Origin of the sequence: Paenibacillus sp. FSL H7-0442, from assembly GCF_038593105.1 — a bacterium.
In the GTDB taxonomy this organism is placed as follows: Bacteria; Bacillota; Bacilli; order Paenibacillales; family Paenibacillaceae; genus Paenibacillus; species Paenibacillus polymyxa_D.
On record NZ_CP151963.1, the window covers coordinates 4,257,308 to 4,277,554 of the forward strand.

General features: G+C 41.3%; 8 protein-coding genes. All 8 read right to left on the reverse strand.

Going from position 1 to position 20,247, the window contains the following annotated elements; translation table 11 throughout:
• Positions 1 to 42 precede the first annotated feature (42 nt).
• A complete protein-coding gene (locus MHH57_RS18720) occupies positions 43 to 4,674 on the reverse strand; it encodes a type I polyketide synthase (protein WP_342434394.1) in 4,632 nt (1,543 codons plus the stop codon).
• A complete protein-coding gene (locus MHH57_RS18725; RefSeq protein ID WP_341071163.1) occupies positions 4,650 to 7,658 on the reverse strand; it encodes a beta-ketoacyl synthase N-terminal-like domain-containing protein in 3,009 nt (1,002 codons plus the stop codon). The genes MHH57_RS18720 and MHH57_RS18725 overlap by 25 nt, the downstream gene beginning before the upstream one ends.
• Positions 7,651 to 9,951, reverse strand: coding sequence for an ACP S-malonyltransferase (gene fabD / locus MHH57_RS18730; RefSeq protein ID WP_029514837.1), 2,301 nt, complete (start codon positions 9,949 to 9,951; stop codon positions 7,651 to 7,653). The genes MHH57_RS18725 and fabD overlap by 8 nt, the downstream gene beginning before the upstream one ends.
• Positions 9,945 to 10,925, reverse strand: a complete 981-nt coding sequence (locus MHH57_RS18735; RefSeq protein WP_029514835.1) for an acyltransferase domain-containing protein — start codon at positions 10,923 to 10,925, stop codon at positions 9,945 to 9,947. The genes fabD and MHH57_RS18735 overlap by 7 nt, the downstream gene beginning before the upstream one ends.
• Before the next feature lie 104 nt (positions 10,926 to 11,029).
• Positions 11,030 to 12,076: a methyltransferase gene (locus MHH57_RS18740; RefSeq protein ID WP_029514834.1), complete on the reverse strand. Its 1,047-nt coding sequence runs from the start codon at positions 12,074 to 12,076 to the stop codon at positions 11,030 to 11,032.
• On the reverse strand, positions 12,058 to 12,792 hold the full coding sequence (locus MHH57_RS18745) for an aspartate/glutamate racemase family protein (protein ID WP_342434395.1): 735 nt from the start codon (positions 12,790 to 12,792) through the stop codon (positions 12,058 to 12,060). Before MHH57_RS18745 ends, MHH57_RS18740 begins: the two co-directional genes overlap by 19 nt.
• Positions 12,793 to 12,879: 87 nt before the next feature.
• Positions 12,880 to 16,668 carry a non-ribosomal peptide synthetase gene (locus tag MHH57_RS18750; RefSeq protein WP_029514831.1) on the reverse strand — a complete coding sequence of 1,263 codons (3,789 nt, stop codon included), beginning with the start codon at positions 16,666 to 16,668 and terminating at the stop codon, positions 12,880 to 12,882.
• A 37-nt stretch (positions 16,669 to 16,705) separates the two neighbouring features.
• Positions 16,706 to 20,077 (reverse strand): condensation domain-containing protein, encoded by a 3,372-nt coding sequence (locus MHH57_RS18755; RefSeq protein ID WP_318627547.1) that lies wholly within the window; start codon positions 20,075 to 20,077, stop codon positions 16,706 to 16,708.
• Between the last annotated feature and the right edge of the window lie 170 nt (positions 20,078 to 20,247).

Here is a 20,247-nt window from a genome sequence, read left to right on the forward strand (position 1 = left end):
GGCCAAAACCCTTTCTATAATTGAATTCTTCCAAGAACATAATCAGAATCCGATCTGAATAGCAGGATATTCATTTGACACCGTTACCAGCCCCCTGATACGTATGCATACCTTCCCCTGCTCGTCACACATTTCTACATCCAGTGACGGTATACAATCCTCATTCCCCCTATTGGGAGCATATTGAAGCTTAGCCCACATATTGGATGTGCAGGAATGATAGATGTCAAGTTCTTTTATGGACACAGGATGATAGGATATGTCAGCATGGGAACGTTTATTTTCCATGTGAGTCTGCCATATCGCAGACAATTGGGTAATTGCATGAATCAAATTAGGATGAACCGCATATGACTGTATGGATTCAGACATATTGTGTGGTAATGACAGCCTTACTAGGATCATATCCGCACCTGCGTAAATATCCCCAATTTCCGGCAGGTGATCAACAGACAATAACAGCTGTTGATTGCAATCCATACGCGCGGCCTGTAAATCAACATAATTAAGGTCCATGCTATCTTTCAGACTGGCATAACCTTGACTAAATATTTCCATTTCTTGCTCTTGCTTTCCGGCCTGATAAATCTCAAAGCTGATTTCATCGTGATCCTCGGCATAGAGTGCGATGGTTACTTGAATAGTTGCTGTTTGAATTAAAACGGGGCTTCCCCAAACAATATTTTCCAATTGAATATATTTATGCTCTTCCGCTTGGGTTTCGGTTGACCACTTTACTGCCGCTCTTGCCATTTCTACCAAGACCTCTGCAGGAACAATCTTATAGTCGGCCCCCTGTTCTTCCTTCACAAAAAATTCCTGCCCGGTAAAAGCTGTGCAAAACCGCTGCTCCGATAAGATAGAAGTATTTTCATGCAGTAATGGATGTAGACGGGATACACGCTCTTCTTTTGTGATTTCTTCTATTTTTGTGACTGGCACCCAATATCGTTGTTTTTCAAAAGGGTACGTAGGAAGCGATACTCGCTGCGGTCTGGTATGAGAATGCAACAATGTCCACTCAATATCCAGACCTTTCACCCATAACTGGGCAAGCTTTTCCAACTTCTTTTTGCTCAGGAGCAGGTTCATAAACGCAGCTCCCTCTTCTCCCTCTATCAAAACCTGCAAAGAGGAATTACTTAACTTTACATTTCCCGTGTGAACATTTTCTATATTGCTTTTCGCTTGAAGATACAGATCTAGTTTCCCCACCAACTCCCCGATACTTGACGCAACCACAGCTAGTCTTTCCTCCATAGCTTCTCTGCCGATCTGGAGCGTAAAAGCGATGTCACCCATATTGGCTTCAGGTTTTAATAAAAATGTACGAATTTCCTCAATATAGTGACAAAGTGTGTCTTTGTTCTTGGCTGAAAACAAGAAAATTTGTGGTTCATTTGGTTTACGACCATAGCTCTGTTTATATTCTTCTACAACCATATGGGCATTTACCCCACCAAAACCAAAGGAACTTACACCTGCACGTCGAGGAATATCATATCCTGTCTTTTCCCATTTTTTCGTGTTTTCTACAATGTAGAACGGACTATTTTCCAGTTTGATATATGGGTTTTGTTCCTTATAATGTAATGTTTTAAGTAGCTTTTTGTGCTTCAAGCAAAGTACAATTTTGATTAGACCTGCGATACCCGCTGCTGATTCCAAATGACCTATATTTGTTTTTACTGTACCTATCCCGCAATGGGTTTTATCCGTTGGTTGCCGTCCCCAAGCGGTATATAATTCATCAAAAGCTTTTTTCAGTCCGTTAATTTCAATTGGATCGCCCAAAGATGTTCCCGAACCATGTACTTCTATATAGCTCACAGTGGAAGGGTCCACTCTTGATTTCGTCCATGCATCTACGATTAAATCTGCCTGTGCATTTGGATTGGGTGCAGTAAGTGAATTGGCACGGCCTCCATGATTGACCGCTGTTCCTCTAATCACCGCATAAATATGATCACCATCCCGTCTGGCTTGTGAGAGGGGCTTTAGCATCACCGCTGCACTCCCTTCCCCCCGAACATATCCATTCGCTTTCTTGTCAAATGTCTTGCATCTTCCATCTTCAGACAACATTCCGGCTTTGGCCAAAGCAATATATAGATTGGGACTCGCCAATACGTTCACGCCACCAGCAATAGCAACTTCACATTCACCACTACGCAAGCTTTCCACAGCGCGGTGTATAGCAACCAAAGAGCTTGAACAAGCCGTATCAATGGGTTCGCTTGGGCCATGAAAATTCAGTAAATATGAAATACGATTGGTTAGAATGGAGTTAAACAGTCCTGTCGGTGTGTACGCCTGCATTTCTATCTTGTGCTCTTTTAACAAATCGTCATAATCAGAGCTTCCAGCACCAACAAAAATCCCCGTTCTGCTGCCGGACAATACAGAAGCTTTGTAACCTGCATCTTCAATTACTTTCCAAACGGTCTCTAAAAATATTCTCTGACGCGGGTCCATTAATTCTGCTTCGCGGGGGGAAATACCAAAGAAAAAGGCATCAAAAGCATCTATGTCTTTCATAAAACCGCCCCATCTAATATTCGTTTTCCCCATTTCCTTGGTCGGATCGCCATCATATTCCTCCCAATTCCATCGATCTGGCGGAATTTCGGTAATCAGATCTTTTTCTGCCTCCAGATTCAACCAAAATTCGTTAAGATTATCTGACTGAGGCATCTTGCAAGCAACACCAATAATAGCAATCGGTTCATTTGCGTTCTCAAAGGCTTGAGCAGGAATATTCGATGGAATATCCGCTGGTTCTACTACTGCTTCTTTCGCGGATTCATCCGAGTGGAATGAAGAAGTTGAAGAATTGACAGTATATAAAGAAGCCACTCGTTCTGTATAGTTATCTTTTAAATAAGAAACAAAAGAGCCCATATTCACAAATTCATAGAATACAGGCGGAGTCAACTCCAAGTGAAATTTTTGATTGACCCGATTAATAAAATCAGTGGTAGAAATGGAATCAAATCCATATTCGCTGTAGTCGGTATCCATTTCAATCGTATCTTTATCAACGAATAGAATGTCCGAAGTAATCATTCGGATATCCTCGCACAAGCCACGGTAAATCATCTGTTCATCCGATTCAGAAAGTTGCCCCTTCGCCGAGAATTTCTCCTTAATACTAGAAGTGGAGTTAAACAATTTTATTTTTTTCGACGGATTCTCTTTTAAAACAATCATCTGATCTCCCGACATATGTAACGCATCTTCAAATGCTCTTATCCCTTCTTCAGTGGAGATGGGGAGAATTCCCATGGTATTCTCCATGAAAGCAAGGGTAGGGGCGTCTACTGTCATTCCACCTTCTTTCCAGAGTGGCCAATTTATCAATAAAGACTTTCCACTGCGTCCCTCCATCTGCAATATGCTTGTACGGTGATGAGCATAATAATCCATAAAGGCGTTTGCATATGCATAATCACACTGGCCTGCATTCCCTATGACCGACATAATGGAAGAGAACATTAGGAAAAAGTCCAGCTCTTCATGACGGGTCGCCTCATCCAGCCACACTGTTCCATACAGCTTAGCAGCCAGTACTTCCTCTATTTGATCAATAGACTTCCTCAAAATATACGCATCCCGCAGCACGCCTGCCGCGTGTATCACCCCATGAATATGACCAAATCTCTCTTTCGCCTTGGCAATCATTGCAATGCATTGTTCACGCAACGAAATATCTGCCTGCACATACAGAACACTTGCCCCACACCGTTCCCATTGCTTGATCTTTTGCTCATGTTCGGATGTGAGAGGCGAACGTCCTGCGATAACCAGACGAGCTTTGTACTTACTGGCCAAATATCCAGCGAAAATGGAGCCTAATCCTCCCAATCCTCCGGTAATCATGTAAGTACCTTTCTCCCTCAATGAAATGCTAGATGTACCTAATTCATTGATTAGTGACATATAACGTACAAACCGCTTTTGCTGCTGATAACGAATTTCAACCTCTTCATCATCCACAGAAAATTCACTTAACAATTGATCAAGAGATGTTTCAGCCGACTCACTAAGTTCTACAGTAGCATATATCAATGCAGGATTTTCTTTTCGAAGTGTTCTAGCAAATCCTGATACTGCCGCGTTCTGCGGCTGACCACTTCCTTGATAAACGTAAAGCAACTTACATCTCTTGGGCAAAGACTCCCTCATTAATGCTTTACTGAGGTAGAACAAAGAATAGATTCCACGCTCAAGTTCGGTTTGCAATTCTTCTTTTTCCGATACAAACCGTTGGTCCGACCAAGCGTAAATAAGGGCTTCGGCGGTCTGCTGGTTTTGTTTTATGGTGCTGAACAACATCTCATAGTGCTTCGGATTCAAAGGGTCTATTTCATAGATATCACCTTGCACAGAGCGATAGGCATCCCCTGGCTGTACAAGTACAGCCTTGATGCCGCGTTTTTTCAAGCTATTCCAAAGGCCGGTATCTGTACCGAAAACGATGACCTGTTCGGGAACTCCTCCGTCGGAATTGGGAAGACATTCTCTCCACAATGGCTGATAGTATGTGGTTGCTCGTTCCGTCGATTTCAAACTATCTCTGATTTTACGAATCTGCTCAAATCCTTTGTCTGAAGTCATCTTCCCTTCTTTGATCAAATGTAAAATCTCATCTATTGTGAATTGATCGTCTGACACCACGCATCCCCCATCTCCCTTTTGATGTCATCAATTTCCAGTTCACCTTTTTCAAGACTTTGCAGCAGTTGCTTAAGCTTCAAGTCCTCCAATTCGGAAGCATTGTTTACCAATACCTGCTCTTTTCGTCCATTGATCCGAAACGTATTCCGATCAAATGGGTACACTGGCAAGCCAATTTTATGATATGGCTTGTCTTGAAATAATCGGTACCAACGAATAGGTACACCTTTCAACCACAGCTGAAAAACACCTTGGTAAAACTGCGTAACTGTATCGATTGTTGCTCCAAAATGTATGCCAGGGTCAGCGACCGTATGGCAGCTGTCTATATATACAACCTCCACATCCGCTTGTTGTGACAAATCATGATCTACATTTTCTATCCTGCTGATCCATTCGGGATTCATAGCTACTTTCATTTCATTCTGATAGTATTTTTTCATTAATGGATATTTACGTTCAGGATGAATTTTCATCAAATTATTGTTTATAATTTCAACTGCTCGTTCTACTGTATTGGTTTGTATCATTATTTGCACAAGCGTTTCCTTGGGCAAAATCCCCTCATCTAGTAAGTCCATTATCTCTTCCAATCGTGATCCAATAATGAATTGTTGTTCCTCTAAATTCCACTTTCGATACAGCTTTCTCAGAGAACTCGCAAGCACAATCAAGAGTAAATCGTGGTTTACATTCCCTGTATTTAAAAGCTGCTCATCACACAATATACCGACAATACTGCAGCTTGTCTCTTTTTGGATGACCGATTCCCAATCGTCAATGTACCCTTTAAAGGTGTACTGTACAGGGTATAGCAGCTTGGATTTTTGGATATATGTTTGAAGTCCATTATCATTTGGTGACTTGGATACTGAAGAACCTGACTGTTCTTTTACTCCGTGTTCTGTCAAACTGATTAGATCATGGATATATGCTTCATTACATTGTAATGAAGCATAAATTTCACCTATAACTGGCTCCCGAATAGGAATAACAGGACAAGAAAACATTACGTCTTTTAGCTCGCATTTCCCCGTTTTTACAGCTAGTATATCCTCCAGTGTCAGAATGCCACTTATAGCCATCGCAACCCACCAGCCATCTTTATGTCCAGTTACGACGGACGGAGTCAGCCCAAGAGATATAAATGAAAAGGCGTATGCATACCCTGTAATTAACTGGTATAGTGATTTTTCTAGCCCAATCCAGGACTCCTGAAAGAAACCACTGCTTATTTTCCTGCCTACATGCAAGCTTCTTAATGTCTTCATGGCGTCATCGATAACCTGCTTGAATAAACTACATTCTACATATAATGGCTCAATATCTGCATAACTTTCCCAAGAGAGATTACTAATGTTCAGTTCCCATGAGCATTTCGTCGCTTTCATTTGAGGCAAATAGTCAGCCAACAGTTTCTCTTTCAATTCTTCTTTATGGTGTACCAGTATGCCACAACGATACTGGAATGCCTCTCTGCCCATTAGCAATACACTGCTTATATCGCTTAAAATGTGAGCTTTAAAATCTTCAGTGGTAACGAATGTCCTCCATGCCTCTTGTAAATTTTCCAATGCCTGAGGAGTCTTTGCAGATAAAACAAAAAATTCACTTCTATTTGTATTGAATACCTCGTCCGTCTCGGCGCCCTGATACTCCTCAAGCAATACATGGCTATTAACACCACCAAAACCAAAAGAACTGACACTGGCACGCAATGGACCGCCTTCCTCAACGGATTCCCAAGATGATAAACCATTTGCAGGGATAAACGGAGAGTTAGCCCAATTCACGATCGGATTTAGAGTCTTAAGATGGAGGGTTTTGGGGATTTTTCTGTGCTTCATCATCATTAACACTTTGATTATACCTGCTAGCCCTGCAGCACTCTCCAAATGGCCGATATTGGTTTTGACAGATCCAATCTTGCAAAATTGCTTCTTATCTGTAAATTCTCGGAACGCCCGTGTCAAACCCTCCAGTTCTATCGGGTCTCCCAATGAAGTGCCTGTTCCATGAGCTTCCACATAATTGACCATTTCGGGACGCAAATCTGCATCTTGATATGCACCTTTGATGACATCTTGCTGTGCCTGTATACGTGGAGCTGTAATCGACTGACTTTTTCCGGAATGATTGACGTCCGAACCTTTGATAATGCCATAGATATGATTTTGGTCTTTAACCGCTTCATCCAAACGCTGTAGCAAAAGAACAGCTACCCCGTCCCCAGGTACATAACCATTAGCATGGAGATCAAAAGCCCTGCACATACCATCAGGGCTTAGCATACGAGATTTTGAAAAAGAGACATATTTCCATGGATGAAGATTTAGATTCACACAAGCAACCAACGCATAGTCGCATTTCCTAAGCCTTAGAGCTTGCTTCGCTTCATGTACTGCAACAAGTGAAGAAGCACAAGCAGCATTGATAGTTTGACTGGCTCCCTGAAAGTCAAACGTATAGGAAATGCGGTTGGATAATAGGCTTTCAAAGTTGCCTAAACATGCATAACTGTCCATTCCATGCTCTGTATCTATCATCTCTTGACGATAATCCGTTGTCATAACACCTGCATAGACGGCAGTTTGTTTATGTTGAAGTGTGGCTAAAGAGATACCCGAATCTTCAATACAATGCCAAGTTTCCTCTAGCATTAATCTTTGCTGAGGATCCATATGAATAGCTTCACGAGGAGATATCTTGAAAAATTGATGATCAAAGTCATAAACATGGTTCAATATACCGCACCACTTACTTATGCTTTGGCCAGACTTGTCCATATCCATTGCATAATAAGTCTTCACATCCCAGCGATCAGGAGGAAGTTCCCGAACAGAGTCTACACCTTCTTCGAGGTTATTCCAAAATTGGTTATAATCATAAGCATCTGGAAAACGGCATGACATACCTACCACCGCGATATCTGCCTTTTTGGATCTCATCCGCCTCACTCTTCCCGATTGAACTTTACTCATAAACTGCTCCATGAAACGCAATAAATCTACGATTCAGTATTTGGGCTGTTTCTGTCATGATCTTGATGCCAATGTCATCTACATGACGATGCTGCCAGCGTTCCCATTTTGTACCTTTAACCCACTGATTAAATGAGCCCAGTGCTGGGCCGCATTGGATCTGATAATCGAGTCGATTGTCTGCTTCCCCACTGCAAGCTAAATACGACGAATAAGCAAAATACCACTTGAAAATTAAAGCCATTTTACGCTTGGGGTTTAGTTCCGCTTTTTCAATCTCCTGTTGTGGATAATGTCGTCTAACTTCCTCGTATACTTCATCAAAACTTCGCTTGAAATATTTTTCCTGAATTTGCTTCTGATCCTTATCACTAATCTCTTCCAATGAATTATATTGACGATATAGATCATAGAGCTTGTTAGCCCGTGCTGGAAAGAACACACCTTTTTTTAGAACTTGTACTTTGGCCCCTAATTCAAACATATCTCCTGCCGGAGCATAGGTCGTGTCCTGAATATTGATTTGTTCAAGCATATCTTTGGCATTATTGCTAGTACCTGCCTCCACAGTACATTGATTAATAGAACCGGTAACTATAAAATCGGCACCCAACATAAATGCAGCTGCTGCGGCTTCAGGAGTACCAATACCACCTGCTGCGCCGACCCTCACCTTTTTCTTGTATTCATACTTCTTCATCATGTCGTCACGTAACCTCGTGATAGCAGGCATTAATACGTAGGCTACTCCGCCATCTGTATGTCCTCCCGAATCAGCTTCCAGACATAGATCATCCGCCATTGCAACCTGAGCCAGCCTTTTCGCTTGTTCTTGCGTAATTTGACCAGCCTGGACCATTTTCTCCACTAATAAAACAGGGGCCGGACTCAGAAAGTTTTCCGCAACCTCCGGTCTCGATACCTTAGCGAGAACGCGGTTGCGAATCTCTACCGTTCCGTCCGGTTTATCGTATAAACCATTAGCACGATAGCGGATTAGTGACTCTGTTATATTAATAAATGCTGAAACTTCTATTTTACGTATTTCATATTTGAGATAAAGTTCCGTAAGATCTCTTTCTCTATCAAGCTTGCCGGGTGTATGTAAAAAATTCATTCCGTAAGCTTGTCCTTCATCCAACTCCTGCTGAATATATTGAATATCAGATTCAATCTGAGGAATAGACAACCCTCCAGTTCCCAAAAAGCCCATCATACCTGCTTTGCCCATCTTAACTACCATCTCTTTGGATGAAATCCCTTTGAACATAGCTCCGGTCAGATAGGCATATCTGATGCCATAATCCTTTCTAAACTCCTCAGAGCCGAGAAACTCTGGTGTAATCCCAGACACTAGCGGACTAGTAGGTGTCCTAGTGTCATTGGTTAGTTGAATTTGTTCAGACTCTTTATAATTCCATTCTTCCCGAGATAACGTAATGGGAGCAGCTCCCTGTTTGATTTTTTGCGTCAAACTTGTCAAAACATGACCTGGGCCAATTTCTCTGATTTCCACATGATCCAACCCCAAGAGAATCTGCACGGTCTCACACCATTTTACGGAACTTGTCATTTGTCGAACTAGATTTGATTTTAATTCTGACTTAGTGTAGGGTCTGGCACTAAAATTCGATATAACTGGTATTTTTAAATTAGAAAATGCAAACCCATCTAAATAAGCAGCAAATTTATTCCCTGCTTCCTCCATATATCTGGAATGAAAGGCTCCGCTCACAGTAAGTGGGATATAAGTAATGGTAGAAGTCGCCTCAAAAATCAACTTTGCCCGCCCCATATCTTCTTCTAATCCAGAAATCACTACTTGTTGTGGAGAATTCAGATTAGCTATATCTATGCCGTCCAGTCTATTCTGTGTTAAAGTTTGTTGGATATTGTTCATATCCATTCCTATAATGGCTGCCATTTTGCCACCAGCGGCGAGACTCATTAATTCTCCTCTTTTTTTCACCAACTTCAAACCTGTGGCAAAATCGAAGGCACCTCCAGCAAATAATGCATTATACTCCCCCAGACTGTGCCCTGCTACAATTTCGGGAGAAACACCACTTACTTGCAACGTTTTTAGATACATAAGTGCATTAACTGTGTATAAAGCAGGCTGTGTAAATTGCGTTTGTTGCAACTGATTGTACGCATCCACTAAACACAATTCCTCTATGGAATAACCAAGAATGGCATTAGCCTGCCGTGTAAGCTCAGGAAATTCCTCAAATAATCCTTCACCCATTCCTTTACGCTGCGAGCCCTGTCCAGGGAAAACAAATGCTAACATACGCCATTCTCCTTTGAATCAGCATAACGCCGTATAATGTCATCCAATTGATTACAGTCTTTATGAAAGGGTGTCATTATAGACAAAGCCGTTTGTTTTTGATTATATATAGGCAGATTTTTCACAATATTTACCAAGGTACCCGAAGGCCCCATATCAATATAGATGCCTTTCTTTTGTTCGTGTGTTATAGAACTTACTGCCTCAGCGAATCGGATCGGTTTACGGGCAACCTTCCAAAAGTAATCTGGCTCCAGTCGTCCAATAATTTTACCGTATACGCTTGATCCATAAGGAATCACAGGTTTATGTAGGATCTGCTCCTGCACATAGCTCAGGTATGGCTTCTCCGCGGGATCAATACAGGACGAGTGAAACCCATGCGAAACCGCGAGCCGTAAGCAGACAACTTCCTTGCTCTTAAGCAATTGCTCTACACGATCAATATTTCGGGCACTACCTGATACAATAAAATGTGATTGATGATTTACAGCTGCAAGTTCACAAAGCTCACGCAACAACGGATCAGACGAATATATATTCAAATTGTGCAGAATGGCTAACATTCCTCCTTCAGCACAGGTAGATTCAAGCAGCTCTGCTTGTCGAACGACCGCTTGAAGAGCCGTTTCCATGCTCCATACTCCTGCGGTTACCGTTGCTGCGTATTCTCCCAAGCTTGTTCCAATGACAGCATTCGGCTCAATTCCATGACTCAGAAATATCTTGGTGAGTGAGCATTCGACCATAAAAATCGCAATATGAGTGTATAACGTACGGTCAAAACGTTCTCCCACCCTACGGCCCGGGTCATAAATGATATCCAGTACTGACTCCCCGATAAGTCCGTATACCTGGTCATTTAATGTGTCCATACACACTCGAAACACATCATTATGTTTGTACAGCTGAATTCCCATGTGATAATACTGCGATCCCTGACCCGGATACATAAATACAACTGACTGATTCATACACAACACCACCTCCACTTGCAATGCATATGAAAAAAGTTATGTTCACCTTTTGATGAACATAACTTTACAAAACGGACTTTAGATTATCATAAAAACTATAATTATTGTTTTCGCTCACATTCAATAATGCAGAATTGATCTGAAGTGGGAATAACACGTGTAATTTGTAAACCGGATCGATGTATCAACACCTCGAATTCCGACTGAGTTCTAACGCCTCCACCCGGAGTGACGGCCAGAAACAGTAAATCCCGAATTACCTCTTCTTTTGTCGGATGCTTATCATCAACAAGCATCTCTATAATAATTAATTTAGAGTCATTTAACATCGCTGAACGTATATTACTGAGTGCGGACAGAACGTGCTCATCATCCCAATCGTTTAACGCTTTGCTGATAATATAGAGATTTCCACCAGCCGGAATCGTTTCAAACATATCTCCACCAATTAACTCACAACGTCCTGTCATATCTACAGAATCTATATATTCCTTTGCTCGCTCGATCGTTGATGGCAAATCATATAAAACCCCGCGACTATTTACATTTTCCTCTAGAATACCAGCCAATATTTGTCCTAGACCACCCGCAACATCCACAATGACATCAAACTCGTCAAATGAATATGAATTCAGTATTGTTGGTAAACTTACTTTTGAATATACTTCCATCGCACGGTTGACCACTTGCTGCTGCTCAATATTTATTTTCCCAGCTTCAAACCATGCGGAATTGTCGAATGCAGGCCGTCCGGTCCGGATGCTGTATCCCAAATTCATCATAGGTTCAATAATAAAATCCCCTAGCAAATAATTTGCAATGGGCTCAATCGATTGAGGGGTTTCCCCTGGTTGCAATGTAGCTCCATACGCAGTTACCTCGTAATTTCCAGATGCATCAACCTTAAGAAGATCCATGGCGACTAATGCTCTTAACAATCTTCGTAAAGAAACTGAGTCTAGCTCCAAATGAGTCGCTAACTCGTCGTTCGTTTTTTTCCCTTGCTGTAAACCTTTAAACACACCCAACTCTGTTGCAGTCTTAATCACAAACGAGAAAAAGTAACTACCAATATACCCCATAACACTAGCCTGTGGCGGTATAGATTGCGGCTTAACCTCAACTTTGTTCACATTTGTTGTTTCCATAGCGATAACTCCTCTCTAGTATTCGCACTTCCAAACATAAAGTCAATTCCACTGTCTGCATGCAATGCAGTAGTATCAAAAACAGGAACGCTGACATCCTTTTGATTAATAAGCAACGGAATCTCTGTGCAGCCCAGTATGACTCCCTGAGCACCTTCAGAGATTAATTTAAGGATAATGCGTTGGAACTTTCTCTTAGCTTCCGTGGTAAACAGGCCCAGCACCAATTCGCTGAAAATCACTTGATGTATATAATTGCGATCAGGCTGATCTGGAAGGATAACATCAATGCCTCTTTCTTCCAACTTGCGTTTATAAAATGTTTCTTTCATTGTAAAGTTGGTTCCGATAAGTCCAACCCGCTTAACGCCTGTTTCGGAAACTTTATTTGTAACTGCATCTGTTATATGAAGAAGAGGTATACGAATATGACGTTGTACTTCTTCCGCTACTTGATGAACCGAATTGCAACATATCAGCAGACAATCAGCCCCGGCTCTCTCAACTACGATTGCAGCATTGACTAATATTTCCGTAACATCCTGCATTCGATTAGCATTTACAAGAGACAAAACTTCCTCATTATTCAAGCTGTTTAGAATCAACTTGGCCGAATGAGTTTTTCCAAGCTGCTGATTAACACGCTCATTAATATACTTATAGTAAAATAACGTCGATTCATAGCTTAATCCACCGACTAACCCAATTATTCTCATCTTCTGTTTCCTCCTTCAATGGTCTATCAGCTTCAACCACTGCACCTCCCTACCCTCGTGTCATATGTATATAAGAGTCGATAATTATCAGCTAAGGTAGCATTCGGTCTGTTGCTTCCCGATAGTTCCCCACTTAAATCCAAGACGGTCAAGTATGAGTTCTGTTCGGTCACATACACGTAAATAATTCAACCATTCAGTATTGCGGAGTAAAAAAAGATTGAGAATGACATTTATGACTTCTTTGCGAGTAGAAGGGTCATTAAACTTTTGAGTTATGATACGTATAAATAATTCATAGTCGACCAGTTCTATTTTTTCATTGATAGATTGTAGTTCTCTCCCCAACTGTCCCCAACTGATTCGATGAGGATTAAATACATGATGGTTTTGATTATGCAGAGCAGGCCGGTCGAATAGAGTAACAATAGCTTTGGCAGCTTGATCCACACCTGTCATATCCAATATTGGTTCATGCAAATCTGGAAACAGACCGATGTTATTCATTGCATTTACAAAAGAATAAAATGCGTTACTCTCCTTGTTAACCATAAACTTTCCTGTTTGAGTGTTATTATTAAGAGAATTTAAGCGATAAATTGTACAACTCAGTCCCCTATCTCTAGCGGTCCTCAACAGTGCTTCAGCTTCCATTTTACTTCTTAGAAAGTGATTATTAATATCCGCTCGAATAGGCCCTACCTCTTCAATATACTCGTCAAACAACTGAATATTACTTCCCGTACCGATGCTCATATTGGACGTAAAGTGGATGTCCTTGATATTCTTGAAAGCAGCAAAATGAAGTATGTGTCGAGTACCATCGATGTTCACTTTTTCAAATTCCGCTGCTGTGCCGTAATGTCTTGTCAGTGATGCCGTATGAATGATACAATCCACGTCCTCAGCCAATTTCTCATATTCTGTAGATTCCAATCCCAGATTCGATAGTGTTACATCACCGCAAACTACAGATACTCTTGCCCATCCTACTTCATGATGTCCTTCTAAAAAATAGTATTGAAATCTCTCTTGGAGATAGTCCTCTGATATTATTCGAGACTCACCTCTTACTAGAAGGGTAATTCGGGCATTCGATCTGTTGAGAAGCTCCTGTAGAAGATGTGTACCCAAAAAACCTGTACCACCTGTCAATAGAATATGCTTGTAGGACTTTTGCAGCGTGAGATCTCGATCCCGCCAAGCCTCCACTTTTGCTAGGTATGTCCGTAGTGCCTCCTCTCTTGATCCGAGTGACGCAACCATATCCACATCCGTATGAACAGCTGAAGGCTTCATCACCTCAAGCAAATGATGAAAATACCCTGCATGTTCAACCACGTGAAGAGACAGTTGAGCGATAGTCGGATAATCAAATAAGTCGTTAATGGAGATAGTGTATCTGTCACTCAGCAGTGCAACCATTTTGACCCCGGACAAGGAAGTTCCTCCAATTTGAAAAAAATTATCATCAATTCCTATCCGTTCAACTTCAAGCAATTGCTGCCATACTTCAACTAAAGCTCTCTGGATATTATTCATGGGTGCCCGGTAAAGTGTAGCTCCAGACAACTTCAGTTGATCCATGCTTGCCAAAGCAGATTTATCAATTTTTCCATTTACCGTCAGAGGTAGAGCAGACACCTGAGCATAGCGCACCGGAACCATATATTCAGGTACCTTCAGCTTCAAAAAGTCGTATAGGACGTTGAAGCTCAATTTATGATCGCTAATCAAATAAGCGACCAGTTCCCCAACACCATTGGGTCCTGGATTGACAAGCACAACCGCCTCACGAATATCTGGGTGAGAGATTAAAGCGGTTTCAACATCACTGGTTTCAATGCGGTATCCTCTTATTTTGACCTGACTATCAATCCGTCCCAGATACTGAATCTCCCCAGTGGGCAACCAACGTGCCAGATCGCCTGTCTTGTACATTCTTTGTCCCTCATACAACAAGTCTTCAATGAATTTCTCCTCGGTCAACCTTGGATTGTTCACATAGCCCCGCGCCACCCCGGTTCCGGCTATTACCAATTCGCCAATTGCACCGATCAGTTGCAACCGATTCTTTTCATCTACAATGTAGCATCTATAATGATCCAATGGGCGACCAATCGTGACTTGGGAAGCCTGATTCAATACAGCTGATGTCGCCAAACACGTCGCTTCCGTTGGTCCATAGACATTCACAATATAAGCTTTGGTCATTTGTTGAATCTCACGTAAAAAACCTATCTTCAATTCTTGACCGCCAATAAGAAACATTTTGATACGCTGCAGTGCTTTCGCAGACTCCTTGTGAAGCATCATCAGTTGCAGTCGCGAAGGTGTAATCATCATGACATCGATATGATGTTCTTCTACCAAACGCCCCAACTCAGCAGAATCTATATGTTCTCGTTCATTGGCAATAACGACTTGAATTCCCTTGAAAAGACCATACAAGGCCTCAGATATAAATAAATCAAAGGCTATACTGGCAGCATTAAGAATAACTTGAGGGGAAACAGGAGCGATTACTTCATCGATAGCATGTAGGAATCGGACGACAGAATTATGCTCAATTTCAACTCCCTTGGGTTTCCCGGTTGATCCAGATGTAAAAATGATATAGGCCAGCGATCCACCTGAGCTGATCATTAATAAGGGCTCTACTGCCATGACACTAAGATCATCTGTGTCTACGCAGAAAACTCTTTCCAGCAATTCACATTTTGGCTTAATTCCCCGTAAAGCTTGCTTGTTAGCAGCTGTTGTTAGTGCAATGCGTACATTCCCTTCCCGAAGAATATCTGTCACACGTTCCAATGGAACAGCCGGGTCAATAGGAACAAACACGCCACTTGCCTTCCAAATCGCTAACATGGCTATATATACATAAGGTGATCTATTCATATATACGGCAACTGCTTCTTCTGGGAGCAGTTGATGGTTTTTTACGAGATCAAAAGCCAAACGATCAGCCTGATCGTTGAGCTTTTGATACGTCCATTCTTGATGTTCAAAAATTAAAGCGGTTTTCTCAGGCTGTGCTCGAACCTGCTCATTGAATAATTGTTGAAATGTGCAAGCAGTACCGGATTGCAATTCTTGCGGCTTGTTAAATTGATACAGTAACTGATGACGATTGCTCTCAGAAAGAAGTTTAATATCTTCCAGAATTGTTTGCGTATCTTTCAATATACAGGCATAGTACAGAAACAATGCATCTGTTAGATGCTCTATCGTAGCGGCAGAAAACAATTGGGGAGAGTACTTAATTGTCAAAGATAATACTCCCTCAATCATATCAAAGTCAAAAATGATCTCCGAATGAATTTCATCTATGCTTTCCCTTGACTGAATGGGGTTAAATAACACAAGTGTTTTTATCTGCGGTCTGGTGTCATCCGAGTATACAATTCCAGCTCGCTGCGCTATAGCGTGGAACGATACATCCTGATGCCGGAATGCTTCTGTCATAGTTTCCTTCATTCCGTTGATCCAATCGCGGATCGTCATATCTGGGATAAGTTTGCTACGAAGCAAAACCCATGAGCTACCTGCCGGTTCACTTTCTTTCATTTTTAAAGCAGGTGTCCCCACAACTATATCCCGCAGGCCAGTATAGCGGGATAACAGATATTTTACGCCAGATACCAAAATCATAAAAACACCCAAATGAGAGTGCCGGGTCATCTCAAATAATCCAGTCTGTACTTCGCCAGAAAATAGACGAGTATTCAAAACTTTATTCGTCTTCAACTCTTGTCCAGTATAGTCATGAGGGAAGCCAGTCATGTCCAATTTTTTATCCAAAGTACGACTCCAAAATTCCAAGCCAACTCGATCTGCAGGTTGGTTTATTCCTTCTTTAGATATAGTCTCCATTGTTTACCCTCCTACTTGCCGATCCCAGATCAGCCATCTAAAACAAGAATTCAACATCTTCCACTATATTCACATTTTTGTGAAGACAAGGGTGCTTACCGATTGGAATATTCGGTTGGCAGATAAGCTGTGCCAAGATTTTCATGAATTCCTTCCCTAGTGTTTGCACGGTTTCTTGCTGGAACAACGAAGTGCTATACTCCCAGTTACATGAAATTCCCTCTACAGTCTCATGTACTTCCAAAGCAAGATCAACCAGAGAAACTCCGTTGTGATACGGATAATTGTATATATCATAAAACTCTGGACTTTTCAGAGAGGTGTACATGTTATGCAGAATAAATGCTACATCAAATAAAGGGTTACGGCTTCTATCTCTGTTCAGCTGTAGCATTGCCACCAAATCTTCAAATGGGTAGTCTTGATGCTCAAAACTTTGCAACGTATTTGTCCTAACCTGATTGATAAATTCATGGAACGTAATCTCTTTGCTGGAACAGTTACGCATGATTATGGTATGAACAAACATGCCAATTACAGGATCAACATCTCTATGAGGTCTTCCCTGTGATACAGAGCCGATGATAATGTCGTTTTGTCCAGTTTGTTTCTCTAACAGTAAATGATAGGCGGCGAGCAGCACAATATATATCGTTGAGTCTGTTTCCTTAGAAAAACGATATATGCTCTCTACTAACTCTGAATTCATTTGCAAACAGATTTGTGAACCTTGATAGGTTTTATGGGCTGGTCTTTCAAAATCTACAGGCAAATTCAATTGAGGGATTGGTGCAGCGCATTTGGATATCCAAAATTGCCGCATCTGTTCCTTCTCTGGAGAATGTTTTCGTTCATTTTGCCATACCACATAATCTCTAAATTGAACTGTAGGCGGCTCCAGCTCCTGATTTGATTTATAGAAGTGGATTAGCTCTTTGAAAAAAATCAATAGCGAAGTGCCATCAGAGATTAGATGATGGAAATCAAATACCAGCGCTTGTTTGCCATTTGTTAATTGAACTAGAGCTCCTCGTGCCAAAGGCGCCGTTCTCCAATTAAACGGGTTCGTGAATTTTTTCATCATCACTTTCAATTCGTCTTCCTCTAATATTGAAGGATACATTTCCATTTCTATTCTCGCATCATCATGAATAATTTGGATCGGCTCTCCATCCATAACATCAAATGACGTCCGTAACGCCTCATGTCTTCTCACAATTCGATCAATAGCTATTTGTAGTCTGTTAAAGTCCATATTTCCGTCCACAATAAGGGCCAAAGGCTTGTTATACATCGTAAAATCAGGATTATACTGCATCATTACAAATATCCTGCTTTGGTCTGACGATAATGGATAATATGGTTTAACAGGGTGCTTTTTTATAGTGCTGAATGGACCAGGTACCATCCCTTCTGTATTCCTCAACAATTCAGTCAGTTGTGCAACAGACGGGTTTTTAAGCACATCCACATCTTTTAGATCGGTATGCAATATAGCATTCAATTCATTCACAATCTTGATAGCTGTAATAGAATCTCCACCTAATTCATAAAAATTGTCCGCCAATTTAATGTGAGAGAAGCCAAGGTATTTTTTAAATAATTCTAATATGATTACCTCTCTTTTCTCCCTTTCAGTGCCAATACTTTTTATGACTGGCGCCGACGAATCTATCCAACAACGCAGCTTTGAAAATGGATATACAGGCAGGCTGATCTTTTGATAATCACTATTTTTGTATATTTCATCCCAAACGAACTCTGCCCCTTGTGCATACAACTGACCAAGCTCGTTCATCGCTTTTTCACGCTCTTCATTTTTTTTCAAATATGTTTCCCTTACTTTCTCAATAACAGGTTGATGATTGTCCAACTCACTATAATATACCGCTGGTACATCCATCAGTTCTAAACTTGTTGTACATAATGCTGTCAGTTTATCTAGCATTTCCTCTTTATTCGAAGCTATAATAGCCAATCGATATCCAAAGTGTTTGCGACCAGCATTTGCGGTATAGCATAAATCACCTAACCGATATCCTTCAGATTGAGTCATCCACTCTTTGTAACTGTTTATTAACTCTAGCAAACTCGATTCGCTCTGAGCCGAAAGAGCCAACATCTCCCAATCTTGGCCTTTTTCCTCTGAGGGTGTCTTCAAGAAATTTTCTAAAATGACATGACAGTTGGCCCCTCCTCTAGAAAAGGAACTGATCCCGCACCGCAAAACTTCTTTTTTTGTCGAGAATTGGATAACATCGCTATAACATTCAGCAGAGTCATCTGGAGTGATATTAGCATCTCCCCATTGCTTGTATGCTCCTGACGGCAGTTCCTTATATTTTAAGGCCATAACAGCTTGCAATAGCCCTGCCAGACCAGAAGCATGATACAACTGTCCTATAGAGGATTTTACAGATCCCAAGAAAAGCTGACTCTGTGTTCCCCTCAAATGTGAAAATGCAGACTGTATCCCCTCTCTTTCCCTGACATATTCCAAGTTATTTTCAATGTTATGTGTTTCTATAAATGAAATAGTTGAAGGATCGATACTTGCATTATTCCATGCTTGTACAAGCAAATCCTTATATGTACTGCTATCTCGTACTCGTCCATGATGATTCGTCGACGAGCCCTTTATAACAGCATGAATGTGATCTCCGTCCAGCATCGCCTTGTTTAAGGGCTTGATCAGGATTGCCATAACTCCTTCTCCATAATCTACTTGAGTATCGCCTGATTGTATTGGAAACAAATTAATGCGGGACGTCCCTATTAGTGCTTGTTCACACTCTCCCGCCCGTATCGATTGGCAAGCCTGATGTACTGCAACTAATGATGAAGCATCTGAAGCGTTGGTTACTACAGTGGGACCATGCCAATCCATGATATAAGCGATCCGACTAGGAATTAACGAAGATAAATTCTCCGTAACACATAGATCACCTAGGACAGGATTAACATCGGCGACCATCTGAGCATATGAATATTCCGGCAGATCACTTTCTCCGTAAAACACACCTGTTCTGGTTCCATACAATGAATCGCCACCGTACCCCGCATCTTCCAGCGTATGCCATACTACTTGCAACAACAAACGAAGAGAAGGGTCTATCACACATGCTTCTTCGAAAGAGATGGAAAAGAAAGGATAATCAAAATAATCAACGTTATACAAAAAGGCTTGGCGTGCAAATGAAATAGCTCTGTTTTCCTCTTTCCCCATGATCCAGTTTAAATAGGAATTCATATCCTGCTGTCGTTTTTCTGATAAATTATTGATAAACGCTTTCCCCTCTTTTTGATGATCCCAGAGCTGATCAATTGTAGCATCAGAGGCAAATATCCCAGATATCCCTATAATAGCGATATCATTTTGTTTTCTATGAGGATTTTCAGAACTCGACATGCACCTCAACATCTCCTTTTACTCAAAATATACGCTTCCTGATCAACCTATAAACATAATAAAAAGGATGCTTAGCATCCTCTGAATATGACCCTATATATTTAGAACTAATTAGAGAAGCCCTCTACATCAACTGTATTAATTTCGAAATGAACATAGCTTCGCCCACT

Excerpts from the sequence above, each read along its gene's own strand:
- MHH57_RS18725 (WP_341071163.1), bottom strand. The coding sequence starts at position 7,658 with ATGAGTAAAGTTCAATCGGGAAGAGTGAGGCGGATGAGATCCAAAAAG.
- MHH57_RS18750 (WP_029514831.1), bottom strand. The coding sequence starts at position 16,668 with ATGGAGACTATATCTAAAGAAGGAATAAACCAACCTGCAGATCGAGTT.
- MHH57_RS18755 (WP_318627547.1), bottom strand. The coding sequence starts at position 20,077 with ATGTCGAGTTCTGAAAATCCTCATAGAAAACAAAATGATATCGCTATT.
- MHH57_RS18740 (WP_029514834.1), bottom strand. The coding sequence starts at position 12,076 with ATGGAAACAACAAATGTGAACAAAGTTGAGGTTAAGCCGCAATCTATA.
- MHH57_RS18735 (WP_029514835.1), bottom strand. The coding sequence starts at position 10,925 with ATGAATCAGTCAGTTGTATTTATGTATCCGGGTCAGGGATCGCAGTAT.
- MHH57_RS18745 (WP_342434395.1), bottom strand. The coding sequence starts at position 12,792 with ATGAGAATAATTGGGTTAGTCGGTGGATTAAGCTATGAATCGACGTTA.
- fabD (WP_029514837.1), bottom strand. The coding sequence starts at position 9,951 with ATGTTAGCATTTGTTTTCCCTGGACAGGGCTCGCAGCGTAAAGGAATG.